A 14361-nucleotide genomic window follows, 5' to 3' on the forward strand; every position below is an offset into this window, starting at 1 on the left:
CTCCTTTTCCACTAAAGTTTAATGTCTAAAATGACGTACATTAGTAAAGACCATCGCAATGTCATAATGATTAGCCATATCAATTGAAGCCTGATCTTTGATACTTCCACCCGGCTGAATGATTGCCTTAATTCCATGTGTTGCAGCATATTCAACAGAATCATCCATTGGGAAAAACGCATCACTAGCCAATACTGCACCTTCTAGTTTTTCACCTGCTTGTTCAATCGCTATCTTGACAGAACCCACACGATTCATTTGTCCTGCACCTATCCCCACAGTTTGGTGTTCATTTGCAACAACGATAGCATTGGATTTAACATGCTTCACCGCTTTCCAAGCAAATGCTAATGCCTCAATTTGTTCTACTGTGGGTTTCTTTTCTGTCACTACAGTCCAGTCTTCTTCATGTTCCATTGCTAAATCTTGATTTTGAACTAATAAACCACCTAAAACAGAAACTGTTTCATCAACTATGTTGGCTGTTCTTTGTTCAAAACTGATTGTTAAAATACGCAGATTTTTCTTTTTCTTCAAAACTTTTAGTGCAGCATCAGTGAATCCCGGGGCAATAATAATTTCTAAAAATAGTTCATGCATTTTTTCCGCAATAGCTACATCCACCTCACGATTCAAAACAATAATTCCGCCAAAAATCGAGACTGGGTCTGCTTCAAACGCGTAATTCCAAGCTTCAAAAATCGTTGGTGCCGTTCCAATGCCACACGGATTCATATGTTTCAACGCAACAACTGTTGGTTCATCATACTCCCGGGCAATTCTTAGCGCTGCATCTGCATCACGAATATTGTTGAATGAGAGTTCCTTGCCATGTACTTGTTTTGCTGCAGCAATCGAATATTCTTCTGGTAAAGCAGATTGATAAAAAGCTGCTTCTTGATGACTATTTTCGCCGTAACGCAAATCTTGTTTTCGCTCATACGTCAACGTTAATTTTTCTGGTTCTTTTTCATCCACCATCTCTGTCAAATATTGAGCAATTAACGCATCGTAAGCAGCCGTATGGCGAAAGACTTTCGCTGCTAGACGTTTTCGAGTGGCTAACTGAGTTTCCCCGTGGGCTTCTAATTCTTGGAGTACCAATGAATAATCTGCCGGATCAACGATTACTGTGACAAATTCGTGATTTTTAGCACCACTTCGCAACATACTTGGGCCACCAATATCAATATTTTCAATCGCCTCTTGTTCAGTTACTTCTGGTTTTAAAATGGTTTCCTTAAATGGATAAAGATTCACACAAACAAAATCGATTGGCAGGATTTCACCGCGCGCCATGTCTTCCATATGTTCAACGACATCTCGGCGCCCTAAAAGTCCACCGTGAATCTTCGGATGCAAGGTTTTCACTCTGCCATCCATCATTTCTGGAAAACCAGTGACCTCATCAATAGAAATTGTTTTGACACCTGCTTGATCTAATGCTTTTTTCGTTCCACCGGTTGAGATAATTTCGATATTATTAGCAATCAAGCCTTTTGCAAAGTCAACAATCCCTGTTTTGTCTGATACACTAATCAACGCTCTTGTCATTTTAAATAGCCCCCATTTTTGATCATTTCTTCGACGATTTCTGGATAAATTCGATGCTCGACTGCATGGATTTTTTGTTCAAGAATTTTCAAGGTATCTGTTGGCTCAATCTCGACTCTTTCTTGGCGAATGATTGGGCCTGTATCGACACCTGCATCAATTAAATGAACAGTCACACCCGTGGTTGCCACTCCTGCTTCATATGCATCACGAATCCCGTGCAATCCGGGAAAATTCGGCAATAACGAGGGGTGAATATTCACAATTTTATTTTCAAATGCTGTCAGTAAAGTAGGCCCCACAATTCGCATGTAGCCAGCCAAAATAACCAAATCAATTTTTCGTTCACGCAACTGCCGTAGTATCTCCTGTTCATACGCTACTTTATTTGCAAAATCTTTTGGCGAAAACTGACTAGCAGGAACTCCCAATTCTTCTGCCCTTTGTAGCACATACGCCTCTGGCTGGTCACAAAATAACCAGTCAAACGTGACAGCTAGCTTTTTTTCTCTTAGATTCGTTACCAAAGCTTGAAAGTTACTTCCATTACCCGAAGCAAAAATGGCTAACTTCATGCCGTTTCTCCAGTGAAAATAATTTTCTGTGTGTCTTCTGGGACAATTTCACCGATTTGGTAAAAAGTCTCTCCTTGCTCTGCAAAAGCAGCCGTGACCTCAGCTACTTTTTCTGGTGAAACAGCAACGACCATTCCAATCCCCATATTAAAAATTTCATACATTTCCGAAGAGGACAGCTTTCCATAGCTTTGTAAACAATCAAAAATTGGTAAAATCGGCCAGCTTCCTAGTTGAATATTTGCGCTGACTCCAGCTGGCAACATTCGGGGAATGTTCTCTACAAAACCACCACCGGTAATGTGCGCACAGCCTTTCAATAGATTTTTTTTGATCAATGGTAAAAGACTTGCAACATAAATTCTTGTTGGAACTAATAAACTATCAGCTAATGTTTCATTTAATTCCGGCAAAATACTAGCAGTTGTGAGTTGATGTTCTTCAAAGAAAATTTTCCGTACTAACGAATACCCATTTGAATGAATCCCACTTGAAGGTAATCCTAATAAAATATCTCCAGGTTCAATCAACGCTCCAGTAATCAGTTGTGATTTTTCAGCAATCCCAACGGCAAAACCGGCTAAATCATAGTCGTCTCCTTGATACATTCCTGGCATCTCAGCCGTTTCTCCGCCAATCAGCGCCATATTTGCTTGAACGCAACCATTTGCTACACCTGCAACCACTTGCTCTAATTTTTCTGGTTGGTTCTTTCCAGTAGCTAAGTAATCTAAGAAATAAAGAGGCTCTGCCCCTTGGGCTAAAATATCATTCACACACATTGCGACACAATCAATGCCAATCGTATCATGTTGACCAGCTTCAATTGCTACTGCTAATTTTGTTCCAACGCCATCCGTTCCCGAAACTAAAACAGGTTCTTTGACATCAAACAACGAAAGATCAAAACAACCACCAAAACCGCCTAGCGCGCCCATTACACCAAGACGTTCCGTTTTTTTGACATGTTTTTTGATTCGTTCAACAACTTCATAACCAGCTTCGACATCCACGCCAGCTTTTGCATATGCATTTTTCATGCGATGATTCACTCCTTTATTATTAGAAAAACGAAACTTTTTCTTTCAGAGATGCTTGGTATTTCTCCTCATAATCATACAAAGGAGTTGGATAGTCACCATTAAAATAAGCCATACATAATCCTGAATAAGGCGCTTCTTCTTTTAACCCAATGGCAGTAATCAAGCCTTCCTCACTAAGGAATTCTAAAGAATCTGCACCAATGCATTGCCGAATTTCTTCGATACTATGATTAGCAGCAATCAATTCTTTCCTCGTTTGAATATCGATTCCGTAAAAACAAGGATATTTTAGAGGTGGAGAAGCAATTCGAACATGGACCTCTTTCGCCCCAGCTTCTTTTAATAGCCGGACGATTCGTCGACTTGTCGTACCACGTACAATTGAGTCGTCTACCATCACGATTTTTTTACCTTCTACTACTCCTCGAACAGCTGATAGTTTCATACGTACACCTTGTTCGCGTAACTCTGGTGTAGGTTGAATGAAGGTTCGCGCAATATATTGGTTTTTTACTAAACCAATTTCATAAGGAATTCCACTAGCTTCAGCATACCCACTGGCAGCTGACAAAGAAGAATTGGGGACACCTACTACCATATCTGCCTCGATTGGTGCTTCTTCCGCTAGATTTTTACCCATATTTTTTCGAGCAGTATGGACATTGACCCCATTGATATTCGAATCTGGTCGTGCAAAATAGATATACTCCATTGAACAGATTGCTAGCTGTGTATCTTGTGTGTACGTTTCAATTCTTAGTCCTTCATCGTTGATTATCACTACTTCTCCGGGATGCACATCACGGAGAAATTCTGCACCAACTACTTCTAAAGCACAGGTTTCAGAGGCAACGACATAAGCACCATTTTTCATCTGTCCAATTGCTAATGGACGGAACCCATTAGGATCAAGCGCCGCAATCATTGCGTCTTCTGTCATTAGTAAATACGCAAAGCCGCCTTTTACTTTGTTCAAAGATGCTTTTAATTTTGCTAAAAATGTTTCTTCGTCACTTCGACGTATCAAATGCATTAAAATTTCTGTATCCGAATTTGAATGAAAAATGGCTCCATCTTGCTCTAATTCTTTTCGCAAAGAGCGAGCATTGGTCAAATTACCATTGTGGGCTAAGCCAACCGAAACATCATAAAACTTGAATAAAAATGGTTGGATATTATCGACACTTCCATTTCCCGCAGTCGCGTAGCGCACATGACCAATTGCTGCATTTCCTGTTAATTGAGTTAATTTTCGTTGATCTTTGAATACTTCTGATAATAAACCAAGATCGCGATGCCCATGGAGTTTGCCTTCATCATTCGAAACAATCCCCGCACCTTCTTGGCCACGATGTTGTAGGCTATGCAAGCCAAAATAAGTAACACTTGCTGCATCCTGATGTCCCCAGACACCAAAAATCCCACATTCCTCATTCAAACTTTTTACTTCATAAGACATGGAATAGCTTCCTCCCAGCTTGCTTTAGCCATTTGAGTTGTTAGATTGATTTCGCCATCAACTGCTTGCATTCGCAATTGAGAATCAGCTGTTACTTCACCAAGATGGTAAGCCTGTTCTCCTGCTAATTGTTCAAAAGCTGTCTGATTTTTCGAATTGATTGACACCACAAATCGTGATTGTGTTTCCGAGAAAAGTTCCGCAACAGTCAACTCGACTTGTACTTTAACACCTAATCCATTCGCAAAAGCAGCTTCTGCAATGGCAACCGCCAGGCCACCTTCAGAACAATCATGAGAACTAGCTACCAAGCCTTGTTGAATAGCAGCTAACATTAAGTCTTGATTTTTCTTTTCAACTGCTAAATCAAAGTTAGTTAATTGACCTTGAATCGTTCCTGTCAAAAGCTTTTGAATCTCACTCCCATTAAAATCATTGCCTGTTTGGCCAATAACATAAATTTGATCTCCTGCTTGCTTAAATTCCTGCGTAGTAATCTGCTCATGCGATTCAATCAAACCTACCATACCAATCATCGGAGTTGGATAGATTGCCTTGCCATCTGTTTCATTGTAAAGTGACACGTTTCCAGAAATAACTGGTGTTTCAAAGGTACGACAAGCTTCTGCTATTCCATCTGCCGAGTGCCAAAGCTCCCAAAAAACTTCAGGCTTATCCGGTGAACCATAGTTCAAACAATCTGTAATTGCTAAAGGTTTTCCACCGCTAGCAACAATATTTCGCGCTGCTTCAGCAACTGCAATCTGACCACCGATTTCTGGATTTAAATAAAGGTATCTTGCATTACAATCAGTTGTCATTGCTAAAGCTTTTTTCGTTCCGCGGATTCGTAAAACAGCTGCATCACTTCCCGGACGAACAACGGTATTTGTTTGAACTTGAGAGTCGTACGTTTCGTAAATTGACTTCTTTGAAGCAATTGTTGGTTGCGCTAATAACGATAAGAGTGTTTCGTTTGGGTCGCCAATGACAGGCACATATGCTGGCATTGTTCGAAACTCCGCCATTCTCGCTGGTTCTTTTCTTGGCTTATCGTAAACTGGCGCATCTTCTGCCAAAGCATCAACTGGTAAGTTAGCCACTTCATTTCCATGATGATATAAACGATATTGGCCATCATCTGTTACCTTTCCAATTGTTACAGCATCTAAATCATATTTTTTGAATAACGCTTTTACTTCTTCCTCTGCACCAGCTTTGACGCAAATTAACATACGTTCTTGAGATTCAGATAACATCATTTCATAAGGAGACATACCTGTTTCTCGTTGGGGCACATCATCTAGCGTTAAAATCAAACCTGATCCTGCTTTGGAAGCCATTTCTGAACTGGATGATACCAATCCCGCAGCACCCATATCTTGGATACCTACTAAAATTTCTGCATGTTTCAGAATCAACTCAAGGCAGGCTTCCAACAACAATTTTTCCATGAAAGGATCACCAACTTGAACAGCAGAGCGTTGCTGTTCTTCTTCTTGACTAAACTCCTCTGAAGCAAATGTTGCACCATGGATACCGTCACGACCTGTTTTAGCTCCGACATACATAATAGAATTTCCGACACCTGATGCCTGACCTTTTTGAATATCTTTATGGTCAATCAACCCAACACACATCGCATTGACTAATGGATTCCCTTCATAACAAGCATCAAAAGCAATCTCGCCACCAACTGTTGGGATACCAATACAATTACCATAGCCACCAATTCCCGCAACTACTTCATCAAATAAATATTTTGTGCGTGAATTATTCAGCTCACCAAAACGTAAAGAGTCAAGCAACGCAATTGGTCGTGCACCCATGCTGAAAATATCACGAATAATCCCGCCAACTCCAGTTGCTGCACCTTCATAAGGTTCTACAGCAGAAGGATGATTATGACTTTCTGCCTTAAAAACGACTGCTTGCCCATCACCGATATCCACAATCCCAGCTCCTTCACCAGGTCCTTGCAAAACGTTCGGTCCAGTAACCGGGAATTTTCGTAGAACAGGTTTGGAATTCTTATAAGAACAATGTTCACTCCACATAACAGAAAACAGACCTGTTTCAGTATAATTAGGCATTCTACCCAATATATCTTCTTCAATCATGCGGTATTCTTCATCAGACAAACCCCATTCAGTGTAGATTTTCTGCTCTTTGATTTCTTGTGCTGTTGGCTCCATCATTGTTTTCATCTAAACAGTCACCTTCCCGAAGTTTTTGATCATTGATTGAAAGAAACGTTTTCCGTCTTCTGAACCTAATAACTGCTCCATCGCACGTTCAGGATGAGGCATCATTCCCAGAACATTTCCAGCTTGGTTCGTAATTCCTGCGATACGTTCCACACTGCCATTGATATTTTCTTCTTCATACGTAAAAACGATTTGATTATTTTCCTTTAGTTCACGTAACGTTTCTTCGTCACAAAAATAATTTCCTTCACCATGAGCGACTGGCAATTGAATCACTTCACCCTCACGATATTCTGAGGTAAACGCCGTTTGATTATTTACAACTCTTAACGGAACTGTCTTGCAAATAAATTGTAACGACTCATTTCTGCGTAAAACACCAGGGAGTAATCCTGCTTCAGTTAAAATTTGGAACCCATTACATGTTCCAAATACTGGTTTGCCTTCTTCAGCAAAACGAATCACTTCTTGCATAATTGTCGAAAAGCGAGCAATTGCTCCACAACGAAGATAATCACCGTAAGAAAAACCACCAGGAAGTAATACACCGTCAAATCCAGAAAGTGAATCTTCATCGTAACGAACATAGGCTGCTTCCACACCCATAATTTCTTGCACAGCCCACAGCATATCTGCATCACAGTTTGAGCCAGGAAAAACAATCACTGCAAACTTCATGCTAAACTTCCTCCATTTCCTCAATTTCGTAACGATATGTTTCCATGTTGACATTCGCTAATAATTTGTCACAAATTTGTTCAATCGTTTCTTCAACCGATGCTTGTGATGGTGCAACTTGAATTTCAAAGTATTTTCCCATACGAATTTCTGTAATCTCTTCATAACCCATTCGATGCACTGCATGTTTTACCGCTTCTCCTTGTGGATCTAATACAGAATCTTTATACGTCACATAAACTTTTACAAAATACATTTGTTTTTCTCCTTTAAAAGTAAGTTTTTAAGTAGCAATGATTATTAGAATGAATAATTGTTCAACCGAGTCAACACTTCTTGATAAACTGGAACCAAATTACCGATTTTTCGACGATACACATCTTTATCCATATGCTCATGAGAGTCACTATCCCATAAACGGCAAGTATCAGGAGAAATCTCATCAGCAAGTAAGATTTTTCCATCTGCTAAACGACCAAACTCTAATTTAAAATCAATCAACTGTAAGTCGATACCCGCAAATAATTCCTGTAAAGCTTCGTTGACTTGTAAGGCGATCAACTTGATTTCTTGAATTTCAGCTGGTGTTGCAAGTTCTAAGAATGCAATGTGTGCTTCATTGATAAACGGATCATCTAACGAATCATCTTTATAATAAAATTCGATGATTGGTTCAGGTAACAAGGTTCCTTCTGGTACCGCTAATCGTTTGGAGAAGCTTCCCGCTGCAAAATTTCTGACAACTACCTCCAAAGGAATCACTTCGACTTTTTTTACTAATTGTTCGGTTTTTGACAAAATATCAATGAAATGATTGTCAATTCCTTTTTTTGTTAAGTATTGGAAAATTCGGCTAGTGATCTGATTATTTAATTCACCTTTTCCTTGAATTTGGTCTTTCATGACCCCATTCAATGCAGTTGCTTGATCAAGATATTCAACCCAAATCACTTGTTTGTCCTCTGTTGCAAACATTTTTTTTGCTTTTCCTTCGTATAACAATTCCGCTTTCTCCACAAGTCTCTCTCCTTATAAACTTACATTTAATTGATAAACAGTTGTTTTTGTTCGTTTTTTCACTTTTGATTTTAACAACACTTTTTAGGTAAATCAACCAACTACTGTACATTATTAGCATTAGAATCATCTAATGTTCGCTTTTAGACAATCAATGTGTAAAAACACCCTTAACCGAAGCGTTTACATCAGAAAAACTTAATGGTATAGTAAACGTGTGATTACCATGTATGTTTATTCAAGGAGGCACTAGCATATGGAAGATTCAACTTATACTGCACAACAATTCCTTTCTGAACTAACACCAGAAGAACGTGCTCGCTTATACAACGATTTATTGGGTATCAAAGATGTTTATCTGTGCAATAAAGATACAAGCTTTTATACTTTCCGAAAAATTCGCCGTGCAACGAAACGTCATGCTGAATGCCGGAAAAAAACTGCACACTATCAAACGAATTCCAATCATGAGTTGTTAATCAATCAAATTCATGAACAAAAAGTATTCAAAAATCAATATCGTATCCAAATCGTGTTTAACACTCAAGAATACAATTATGATTTCATTGATTATTTACTCAATCTGCTTCACTCGCTTCATTTTACAAATACGCAAGCACTTGCGTAAGTAATCAGCGAATGTTCTACTAACTGAAAAAAAACAAAAGAGGTCTGCCAGATCAGTGGCAAACCTCTTTATTTATTTACACAAAAAACGCTACAGCATTTTTTGCTGTAGCGTTTCATCGACTTATGCCAAGCCAACACGTTCAAAAATTGCGTCGACATTTTTTAAATGGTAGTGATAGTCAAATGCATCTTCAATATCTTCTGCTGATAACACAGAAGTGATTTTAGTATCGTTTTCCAATAAAGGACGGAAAGCTGTTTGCTCATCCCACGCTTGCGCAGTTTTTGGTTGAACTAAATCATACGCTTCTTCACGAGTCATGCCTTTATCAATTAATTTTAACAATACTCTTTGACTATAAATCAAGCCAAATGTAGCATCCATATTACGTTTCATATTTTCTGGGAAGACCGTCAGATTCTTCACGATATTTCCAAAACGATTCAACATATAATCCAAAAGGATCGTTGTATCAGGTAAAATAATTCGTTCAGCAGATGAATGAGAAATATCTCTTTCATGCCATAAAGAAACATTTTCGTACGCAGTAACCATATGTCCACGAATCACTCTCGCCAAACCAGACATGTTCTCCGACCCAATTGGATTGCGTTTATGTGGCATTGCAGAAGATCCCTTTTGCCCTTTAGCAAAAAATTCTTCGACTTCACGCGTTTCTGATTTTTGCAACCCACGAATTTCCGTTGCAAATCGTTCAATACTCGTTGCAATCAATGCCATTGTTGCAAAGTATTCAGCGTGTAAATCGCGCGGTAAAACTTGGGTTGAGATTTCTTGTGGTCGAATGCCTAAATTTTCACAAACATATTCTTCAATGAATGGTGGAATATTCGCAAATGTTCCTACTGCACCAGAAATTTTTCCAGCTTCTACACCTTTAGCTGCATGTTCAAACCGTTCAATATTCCGTTTCATTTCAGAGTACCAAGTAGCTAATTTCAAACCAAATGTCGTTGGTTCAGCATGAACACCGTGTGTCCGCCCCATCATGACTGTATATTTATGTTCTTTTGCTTTTTCACCAATAATTTCTGTGAATCGTTTTAAGTCTTCACGCAAAATATCATTCGCTTGTTTGATTAAATAACCATAGGCAGTATCAACAACATCTGTACTTGTTAACCCATAATGTACCCACTTACGTTCTTCGCCAAGTGTTTCAGATACTGCACGCGTGAAAGCTACAACATCGTGGCGTGTTGATTTTTCAATCTCTAAAATTCGATTGATATCAAATGAAGCATTTTCCCGGATTTTTTTCACATCTTCTTTAGGAATATCGCCAAGTTCAGCCCAAGCTTCATCTGCTAAAATCTCAACCTCCAACCAAGCTTGATATTTATTTGTTTCTGTCCAGATATTTCCCATCTCAGGTCGTGTATAACGTTCTAACATTTAACTTTCTCCTTTAGTCCCAAATGTTGGTTTGATAGATTTCTTCTAGCGTTTCATGCGTATCTTCAGTCAAAATAGTGATATGTCCCATTTTACGCCCTTTTTGCGCTTGACTCTTACCGTAGAAATGGAATTGCCAATCTGGTTTTTTCTCAATTAAACGATAGCTTTCTAACAGCTGTTCACCTAACACATTGACCATGACAGCATCACTTAGCAACCGAATCTTACTTAAAGGCCAACCACAAATACCACGAATGTGTGCATCGAATTGACTCATTGAACAAGCTTCAATTGAATAGTGTCCAGAATTATGTGGTCTTGGTGCTAACTCATTGACATATAAACCACCTGTCTTAGTCAAAAACATTTCGACACCTAAAACACCAGAGAGGTTCACTGCTTTTGCTACTACTTTTGCGATTCGCTCAGCTTCCTCGACTACTTCAGCAGGTACACGAGCTGGTGCAATTGTTTCATGCAAAATATTATTTCGGTGAACATTTTCTACCACAGGAAATGTTGTGTACTCTCCTTGACCGTTGCCAGCCACCATGACAGAAATTTCTTTTTCAAAAGGAATCCAAGCTTCCAACACACAAGTTCCTTTACGTAATAAGTCCATTGCTGGTGCTAAGTCAGCTCGGCCATACAATACGCATTGGCCTTTGCCATCATACCCACCGCGTGTCGTTTTTAAAACACAAGGGTAACCAATTCCGTCGATTGCATCTTGAATATCTGTTGGACTAACAATTGTTGCATAAGGTGCAATCACAATATTATTTGTTTCTAAAAATGATTTTTCTAGTAGGCGGTCTTGCGTAATTGCCAACAAGTCCGTACCTTGTGGAATAAATGATTTTGGTAAAATAGCATTAAGTGCTTCCACACTTACATTTTCAAATTCATAGGTAATGACATCTGTTCGTCTAGCAAGTTCTTCTAACGCAAAAGTATCATCATAGGAACTTTCGATATGCCAATCAGCCACTTGAGCTGCTGGGCAACCACTAACAGGATCTAATACACCTACTTTAAAGCCCATTTCTTTTGCACTAATTGTCATCATCCGACCTAATTGACCGCCGCCGACAATACCAATCGTTGATCCAGGCAGTAATGGTTTAACCAAGTTGATCACTACTTTCTATAACAGTTTCAGCCATCATTGAACGTCTTTCAGCCAATTTAGCTTCCAATTCTAAATCATACATTGAAAGCATCTGTACCGCAAGTAGTCCGGCGTTAATTGCGCCAGCTTTTCCAATTGCTGTTGTTGCTACTGGCACACCACCTGGCATTTGAACAATCGATAATAACGAGTCTAAACCATTTAATGTTCGTGATTGAACAGGAACACCAATCACTGGTAGTGTTGTCTGTGCAGCAACCATTCCGGGTAAATGGGCTGCACCACCTGCGCCTGCAATAATTACTTTAATTCCTCTTTCTCTTGCTTCTTTCGCAAATTGAAACATTAAATCTGGTGTGCGATGCGCTGACACAACTTTTTTTTCATAGGCAACACCAAATTCATCTAACATGTCACAAGCAAATTTCATAGTTTCCCAATCCGAAATACTTCCCATAATGACTGCAACTTCCACGATCTTTTTCCCCTCTCTGCTACAATACACTCATATTTTAACAAGTGAATTTTCCAACGTCAAACAAAAATCGAATATTAATTATCGATACGACAATAACGTTCGTGTTTATTTTTTTGAACAAAAAAATAAAAGTAACAAAAAATATTTTCTGCTACTTTTATTTTCACTTTTATTTTTCGAATGCCTCTTCAATAATTGCTTCATCCTCTTTGATTCCATTAAAAACCAAATTCAAGACAATAGCTGTAATACTGCTCATAACAATTCCGTTACCAGTGAACATTTGAATTGTTTCAGGAAGCTGTCCAAATAAAGACGGCATGATGTTGAAACCTAATCCAAAACCAATTGAAACAGCAACAATCAATAAATTTTTATCATTATCAAAATCAACATCTAACAACATACGAATTCCTTGAACAGCCACCATTCCAAACATCACTAACATTCCGCCACCAAGTACGGGTTCAGGAATGATTTGGGCAATAGCACCAATTTTTGGAAACAGACCTAAGATAATCAAGAATGCAGCCGAAAAGTAAATTGGTTTTCTTGTTTTGATTCCGGATAACTGAACTAGCCCAACATTTTGAGAAAAACCAGTATAAGGGAATGTGTTGAAAATACCACCAAGAATAACTGCCAGCCCTTCCGCACGATAACCTTTTTTCAGCTCTTCTTCGCCAACTTTTTTACCAGTAATATCGCCAAGTGCAAAGTAAACACCTGTTGATTCAACCATACTAACAATCGAAATAATAATCATTAGCAAAATAGACCAGATATCAAATGTTGGTTTTCCAAAATAAAATGGTTGTGGTACATGGAACAATGGCGCTTGACCAATTGCCTCTAGGTTAATCATTCCCATCAAGCCAGCTAATACGCTCCCGCCAACTAAACCAATCAATACAGCAATTGAACGAATAAATCCTTTGCCAAGCATTTGGACACCAACAATCAATCCAATCGTTACAAAAGCCAACAATAGATTAGTTTTGTCACCAAAATTTGTTGCAGCAGCACTACCGCCACCCATTTTTTCAATTGCCACAGGGATTAAGGTCAAGCCAATGACTGTAATAACAGTTCCTGTTACAAGCGGTGGAAATAACTTTTTGATTTTAGAAAAGAAGCCTGCGGCTAACACCACAAAAATCCCAGATGCGATGATTGAACCATAGATTGCACCAACACCCTTATCTGTACCAATCAAAATCAACGGAGCTACTGCTTGGATTGCACAACCCAAAACAACAGGCAAACCAATTCCAAAGAAACGATTGACAGTCAGTTGTAGTAAAGTAGCTAAACCACACATAAAAATATCAATTGAAATCAAGTAAGTCATTTGTTCTTGATTAAAACCAAGACCTGTTCCTATTAGTAATGGCACTGCAACTGCACCTGCATACATTGCTAATAGATGTTGTAACCCTAAGACTGCTGCTTTTCCATTTTGCGTTTCTTTTTCCAATGTTATGCGTCCTCCTCAAGAAACTCAACTTGACCATTTGATAAGGAAGCGATACGCGCTAAAGAAACAACACGTAGTCCCATTTGTTCAAGTAATTCTCGTCCATCTTGGAAAGATTTTTCAATGACAATTCCGATTCCTTCAACTTCTGCCCCAGCTTGTTGACACAACTCAATCAATCCTTTAGCAGCTTGACCATTTGCCAAGAAATCATCAATAATCAAAACTTTATCATTTTCTGATAAAAATTTTCGTGAAATTGAAATCGTGCTTGTTACTTGTTTGGTGAAAGAATAGACAGAAGCTGTTAAAAGTTCTTCGTCCATCGTTAAACTTTTTGCTTTTCTAGCAAAAATCATTGGCACACCCAATTCTTTTGCAGCATATAAAGCGGGCGCAATCCCAGAAGCTTCAATCGTTACCACCTTGGTAATTCCTTGATCTTTAAATACTTCTGCAAAACGTTGACCCATTTGTTCCATCAAAACTGGATCTACTTGGTGAGTCACAAAGCTATCAACTTTTAGCACACCTTCACCCAATACACGCCCATCTTTTTTGATGCGTTCAACTAATTCTTTCACTTTTTTTGCCCCTTTTCCTTGATTTTTTGTTCAATTAATAGCTTTTTCATCCACACTCTATCGTAAAATTTCTGATAAAGAAAAACACCCTTCTACTTTAAAATAAG

General features: G+C 38.8%; 14 protein-coding genes. 1 reads left to right on the forward strand and 13 read right to left on the reverse strand.

The features are described 5' to 3' along the window. Positions 1-18: 18 nt before the first annotated feature. The 8 genes from purH to purC are packed head-to-tail and all read right to left on the reverse strand — an operon-like array spanning position 19 to position 8533. Positions 19-1554, reverse strand: coding sequence for a bifunctional phosphoribosylaminoimidazolecarboxamide formyltransferase/IMP cyclohydrolase (gene purH / locus IGJ76_RS08165; protein ID WP_430596550.1), 1536 nt, complete (start codon positions 1552-1554; stop codon positions 19-21). Then, positions 1551-2129, reverse strand: a complete 579-nt coding sequence (gene purN, locus IGJ76_RS08170; protein ID WP_218657859.1) for a phosphoribosylglycinamide formyltransferase — start codon at positions 2127-2129, stop codon at positions 1551-1553. The genes purH and purN overlap by 4 nt, the downstream gene beginning before the upstream one ends. Continuing rightward, the gene (purM, locus tag IGJ76_RS08175) at positions 2126-3169 is read right to left on the reverse strand and encodes a phosphoribosylformylglycinamidine cyclo-ligase (RefSeq protein WP_067481188.1); all 1044 of its coding nucleotides are present in this window, start codon (positions 3167-3169) and stop codon (positions 2126-2128) included. Before purM ends, purN begins: the two co-directional genes overlap by 4 nt. A gap of 22 nt (positions 3170-3191) precedes the next feature. Then, positions 3192-4631, reverse strand: coding sequence for an amidophosphoribosyltransferase (purF, locus tag IGJ76_RS08180; protein ID WP_071869283.1), 1440 nt, complete (start codon positions 4629-4631; stop codon positions 3192-3194). Beyond that, a complete protein-coding gene (gene purL / locus IGJ76_RS08185; RefSeq protein WP_430596551.1) occupies positions 4616-6838 on the reverse strand; it encodes a phosphoribosylformylglycinamidine synthase subunit PurL in 2223 nt (740 codons plus the stop codon). Before purL ends, purF begins: the two co-directional genes overlap by 16 nt. Beyond that, complete coding sequence (purQ, locus tag IGJ76_RS08190; protein ID WP_430596552.1) at positions 6839-7516, reverse strand: phosphoribosylformylglycinamidine synthase subunit PurQ; 678 nt, start codon at positions 7514-7516, stop codon at positions 6839-6841. A gap of 1 nt (position 7517) precedes the next feature. Continuing rightward, on the reverse strand, positions 7518-7772 hold the full coding sequence (gene purS / locus IGJ76_RS08195) for a phosphoribosylformylglycinamidine synthase subunit PurS (protein ID WP_067481176.1): 255 nt from the start codon (positions 7770-7772) through the stop codon (positions 7518-7520). A gap of 44 nt (positions 7773-7816) precedes the next feature. Continuing rightward, positions 7817-8533 carry a phosphoribosylaminoimidazolesuccinocarboxamide synthase gene (gene purC / locus IGJ76_RS08200; protein ID WP_086270869.1) on the reverse strand — a complete coding sequence of 239 codons (717 nt, stop codon included), beginning with the start codon at positions 8531-8533 and terminating at the stop codon, positions 7817-7819. Between the two features lie 256 nt (positions 8534-8789). Between purC and IGJ76_RS08205 the strand changes: the two genes are divergently transcribed. Continuing rightward, on the forward strand, positions 8790-9161 hold the full coding sequence (locus IGJ76_RS08205) for a hypothetical protein (RefSeq protein WP_067481170.1): 372 nt from the start codon (positions 8790-8792) through the stop codon (positions 9159-9161). A gap of 123 nt (positions 9162-9284) precedes the next feature. Here IGJ76_RS08205 and purB read toward each other — a convergent pair whose 3' ends face one another. The 5 genes from purB to IGJ76_RS08230 all read right to left on the reverse strand — a co-directional run bounded on the left by purB (position 9285) and on the right by IGJ76_RS08230 (position 14254). Next, positions 9285-10580: an adenylosuccinate lyase gene (gene purB / locus IGJ76_RS08210; protein ID WP_067481167.1), complete on the reverse strand. Its 1296-nt coding sequence runs from the start codon at positions 10578-10580 to the stop codon at positions 9285-9287. 13 nt (positions 10581-10593) lie between these two features. After that, positions 10594-11715: a 5-(carboxyamino)imidazole ribonucleotide synthase gene (gene purK, locus IGJ76_RS08215; protein ID WP_172843728.1), complete on the reverse strand. Its 1122-nt coding sequence runs from the start codon at positions 11713-11715 to the stop codon at positions 10594-10596. Further along, a complete protein-coding gene (gene purE, locus IGJ76_RS08220) occupies positions 11708-12190 on the reverse strand; it encodes a 5-(carboxyamino)imidazole ribonucleotide mutase (protein ID WP_256869131.1) in 483 nt (160 codons plus the stop codon). Before purE ends, purK begins: the two co-directional genes overlap by 8 nt. 172 nt (positions 12191-12362) lie before the next feature. Continuing rightward, positions 12363-13670, reverse strand: coding sequence for a nucleobase:cation symporter-2 family protein (locus IGJ76_RS08225; protein WP_071869287.1), 1308 nt, complete (start codon positions 13668-13670; stop codon positions 12363-12365). Between the two features lie 2 nt (positions 13671-13672). Continuing rightward, a complete protein-coding gene (locus tag IGJ76_RS08230) occupies positions 13673-14254 on the reverse strand; it encodes a xanthine phosphoribosyltransferase (RefSeq protein ID WP_095803717.1) in 582 nt (193 codons plus the stop codon). Positions 14255-14361: the final 107 nt, after the last annotated feature.

Source organism: Enterococcus sp. DIV0175, from assembly GCF_050529075.1.
Classification (GTDB): domain Bacteria; phylum Bacillota; class Bacilli; order Lactobacillales; family Enterococcaceae; genus Enterococcus_B; species Enterococcus_B thailandicus.

Excerpts from the sequence above, each read along its gene's own strand:
- purH (WP_430596550.1), bottom strand. The coding sequence starts at position 1,554 with ATGACAAGAGCGTTGATTAGTGTATCAGACAAAACAGGGATTGTTGAC.
- purN (WP_218657859.1), bottom strand. The coding sequence starts at position 2,129 with ATGAAGTTAGCCATTTTTGCTTCGGGTAATGGAAGTAACTTTCAAGCT.
- purM (WP_067481188.1), bottom strand. The coding sequence starts at position 3,169 with ATGAAAAATGCATATGCAAAAGCTGGCGTGGATGTCGAAGCTGGTTAT.
- purF (WP_071869283.1), bottom strand. The coding sequence starts at position 4,631 with ATGTCTTATGAAGTAAAAAGTTTGAATGAGGAATGTGGGATTTTTGGT.
- purL (WP_430596551.1), bottom strand. The coding sequence starts at position 6,838 with ATGAAAACAATGATGGAGCCAACAGCACAAGAAATCAAAGAGCAGAAA.
- purQ (WP_430596552.1), bottom strand. The coding sequence starts at position 7,516 with ATGAAGTTTGCAGTGATTGTTTTTCCTGGCTCAAACTGTGATGCAGAT.
- purS (WP_067481176.1), bottom strand. The coding sequence starts at position 7,772 with ATGTATTTTGTAAAAGTTTATGTGACGTATAAAGATTCTGTATTAGAT.
- IGJ76_RS08205 (WP_067481170.1), top strand. The coding sequence starts at position 8,790 with ATGGAAGATTCAACTTATACTGCACAACAATTCCTTTCTGAACTAACA.
- purB (WP_067481167.1), bottom strand. The coding sequence starts at position 10,580 with ATGTTAGAACGTTATACACGACCTGAGATGGGAAATATCTGGACAGAA.